Consider the following 3,358-nt stretch of genomic DNA (forward strand, 5'->3'; position numbering starts at 1 on the left):
CGGCGTGGCCGCCCGCCGCGGGAGCCTCGCCGCCGACCTCGCGGCCACCGCGCTGCGGCTGCGGATCCGGCTGAGCGCGACCCGGCACGCCGAGTACGGGGCCGAGGCCCCGGTCCGGCGCATGCTCGTGGCCGTCGAGGCGGGCCTGCCCGGCCTGGCCCTGCGCATCCTCCGCGAGGACGTCCGCGTCCGCAGCGCCGGGCACGCCCTGGCCGCGCTCGCCCCGGCGTGCGAGGAGGTGACGGCGTGGCACGCCCTGGCCGACGGCAATCCGTTCAACGACGCGGCGGCATGGCACACCGTCACGCGCACCCCGGCGGATCGCGTCCTCCCCTCCGTCCCCCGTGCCCGCGGCGCGCGCCCCTTCGCGGAGCCGCCGGACGGCGCGTTCCCCGAGGGCCTGGACGACGGCGGCGGCATCTCCGCCCACCTGCGCAATCTGGCGGCCCTGGGCCCCGGCAGGATGCTCACCCAGCAGGTCACGGGCCCCGACGGCACCACCCGGTGCCTGGTGCTCCTGCCCGGCCCGGAGTTCGTCCTGCCGCGCACCGCCTCCCCCGAGGGGCTGGTCGCGGCCGTCGCCGCACTCGCCCGCGGCACCTCCCCGTACACCCTGGCCGCCCGCGACGCCCTCCGCCGGACCGTGCCCGGAGGAATGCCGGTGGCGCTCGTCGGGCACGGCCTGGGCGGGGTGACGGCCCTGCACCTGGCCGGCGGCCCGGGGCGGGCCGGCCGGGCCGTCGAGCTCGTCGTCACGGCGGGCTCGCCCACCGGCTCCGGGCGGCTGCCCGCTCCCGGCGCCCGCGTCGCCGGACTCGCCGAGGAGCACGACCTGATGCCCCGTCTGGAGGGCTGCAGCCCGGTCCCGGTGCTGCCCCCGGACCGGCTGGAGCTCGCCTGGACGGATCCCTCGTACGACGTCCCCCAGTGCCTCGGTGCGGAGGCGTACGCCCAGAGCCTCGACAAAACCGCCACCGGGGCCCGCGACCGGGTGGACGAGCTGCTCGCCCCCTACCGGGGCCGGGCCGGGAAGACCGTCGTCCACCGCCTCGGCGGCTGAGCCCGTGCGCCCGGGCGCCCGCACCACCTCTCCGCACATCCTCTGCGACCCTCACGGAGACCTGTCGATGACGCCGGTACCGCGCCGCCGCGAGTGGCACGACCTCCCCTTCCCCCTCGCGCTGCTGGAGCTCAGAAGACAGCGGCAAGTGCTGCGGGCGCACAATCTGTACGACACCTACGGGGCCGGCGGGGAGCGCCCCCGCACGCCCGTCGCCGACCTCCTCCCCCACCGCAGCTACGACGGCTCGGGCTACGACCCCGGCGACGCCGACATGGGCCGCGCGGGCACCCGCTTCGACCGCAACTGCCCCCTGCCGGAGACCTACCCCGAGCCCGAGGACGACGGGCTGCTCTCGCCCAGCCCCCGCGAGGTCAGCCGGCAACTGCTGCGCCGCCGCTCCGGCTTCCGCCCGGCGACCGGGCTGAACCTGCTGGCCGCGGCCTGGATCCAGTTCCAGAACCACGGCTGGTTCAGCCACGGCGACAACAAGACCGACCGGCCGCTCGACGTGCCGCTCGCCGCGGGCGACGACTGGCCGCAGTGCCCCATGCTCGTGCGCCGCACCCGCCCCGACCCCGTCCCGCGCACGGACACCACCCGGCCGCCCACGTACGAGAACACCGTCAGCCACTGGTGGGACGGCTCCCAGCTCTACGGATCGAGCGAGGAGCGGTGCCGCGCCCTGCGCACGGGCGAGCGCGGGAAGCTCGCCCTCACGGACGGGCGGCTGCCCGACGAGACCGCGCCGGGGCTGTCCGGCATCGACCTCACCGGCTTCAACGACAACTACTGGGTCGGGCTGTCCCTGCTGCACACGCTCTTCGCCAAGGAGCACAACGCCATCTGCGACCGGATCGCCGCCGCCCACCCCACCTGGGGCGACGAACGGCTCTTCCAGACGGCGCGGCTCGTGAACGCCGCCGTCATGGCCAAGATCCACACGGTCGAGTGGACCCCGGGGATCGTCGCCCACCCGGTCACGCGGGCGGCCATGCACATGAACTGGTACGGAGTCCTGCCCGCGCGGGTGCGGCGCCGCGTCGGCCGGTTCGGCAGCGGCGAGGCGCTGTTCGGCATCCCCGGCTCCCCCACCGACCACCACTCCGCGCCGTACTCGATGACGGAGGAGTTCGTCGCCGCGTACCGGCTGCACCCCCTGATCCGCGACGAGTACGCCGTCCACTCGCACCGCACGGGAGCGCTCGTCGAGCGGACCGGCTTCGACGACCTGCAGGCCCTGGCCACCCGGCCGGCCGTCGACAAGTTCGGCCTCTCCGACCTGCTGTACTCCTTCGGCGTCATGAACCCCGGCGACATCACCCTGCACAACCACCCCGACTGCCTGCGCGACCTCCTCCGGATCTCCGGCGAGCACGTCGACGTCGGCGCGGTGGACGTGCTGCGCGACCGCGAGCGGGGCGTGCCCCGCTACACCGCCTTCCGGGCCGCGCTGCACCGCCCGCCCGTCTCCGGCTTCGAGGAGCTGACCGGCGGGGACGTGGGGCTCGCCGCCGAGCTGCGCGAGGTCTACGACGGACGGCTGGACCGCGTCGACACCATGGTCGGCATGTACGCCGAGCGGCGGCCGCGGGGGTTCGCGTTCAGCGACACCGCGTTCCGGCTCTTCGTCCTGATGGCCTCCCGGCGGCTGAAGAGCGACCGCTTCTTCACCCGGGACTACCGCCCGGAGATCTACACGCCCGAGGGCATGGAGTGGATCGACCGCACCGGCATGACCGACGTGCTCCTGCGCCACCATCCGGAGCTGGCGCCCGCGTTGCAGGGGGTGCGCAACGCGTTCGCGCCCTGGCGGATGCTGCGGCCCGGGGGGATCCGGTGATGGGCGCCGGCGCGGAGCACGCGCCCTGGTCGCAGCCCGTCCGGGCACAGGCCTGCTCGCTGCGGGAGCAGGCGGCCCGGCTCCGGTCGAGCGCGGAGGAGGTGGCGTCGCTGGGGGCGGAGGGCGCTGCCCTGCGCAAGCGGATGATCGCCCACGCGGACCGGGCCGAGACGGCCGCGCGCTCTTTGGAACGCGCGGCCGAGGCCCTCGCCCGGCATGAGGCGGTCCTGGCGGCCCTGGACCGCCGCCTCCAGGACGACGGCTTCAGCCCGCCGGGCGGGCCGCCTGGGCCGCGGTGGCGGTAGGTCCGCCGGGGGCGGACCGGGGAGCGGCGGTCCCACCGCCGCCCTCGGATTCCGCCGGACCCGCGGCGTCGTGGCCCCGCACCGCGGCGGCGGAGGGTCTTCCGTCGCCGCGGGCGGCCACCGTGGGCCGGTGGCGCCGCCGCACGGCGG

At 76.3% G+C, this 3,358-nt stretch carries 2 protein-coding genes and 1 pseudogene; all 3 read left to right on the forward strand.

The annotated features are described in order from the left end of the window. A pseudogene (locus B7P34_RS37910) lies at positions 1–1,060 on the forward strand (hypothetical protein); the annotation flags it as partial. Positions 1,061–1,127: 67 nt separating this feature from the next. After that, positions 1,128–2,903, forward strand: coding sequence for a peroxidase family protein (locus B7P34_RS35470; RefSeq protein ID WP_106682234.1), 1,776 nt, complete (start codon positions 1,128–1,130; stop codon positions 2,901–2,903). Continuing rightward, on the forward strand, positions 2,903–3,208 hold the full coding sequence (locus tag B7P34_RS35475) for a hypothetical protein (protein ID WP_106682235.1): 306 nt from the start codon (positions 2,903–2,905) through the stop codon (positions 3,206–3,208). Before B7P34_RS35470 ends, B7P34_RS35475 begins: the two co-directional genes overlap by 1 nt. The last annotated feature ends 150 nt before the right edge of the window (positions 3,209–3,358 follow it).

It is taken from the genome of Streptosporangium nondiastaticum (genome assembly GCF_003011965.1).
GTDB lineage: Bacteria > Actinomycetota > Actinomycetes > Streptomycetales > Streptomycetaceae > Streptomyces > Streptomyces nondiastaticus.

Excerpts from the sequence above, each read along its gene's own strand:
- B7P34_RS35470 (WP_106682234.1), top strand. The coding sequence starts at position 1,128 with ATGACGCCGGTACCGCGCCGCCGCGAGTGGCACGACCTCCCCTTCCCC.
- B7P34_RS35475 (WP_106682235.1), top strand. The coding sequence starts at position 2,903 with ATGGGCGCCGGCGCGGAGCACGCGCCCTGGTCGCAGCCCGTCCGGGCA.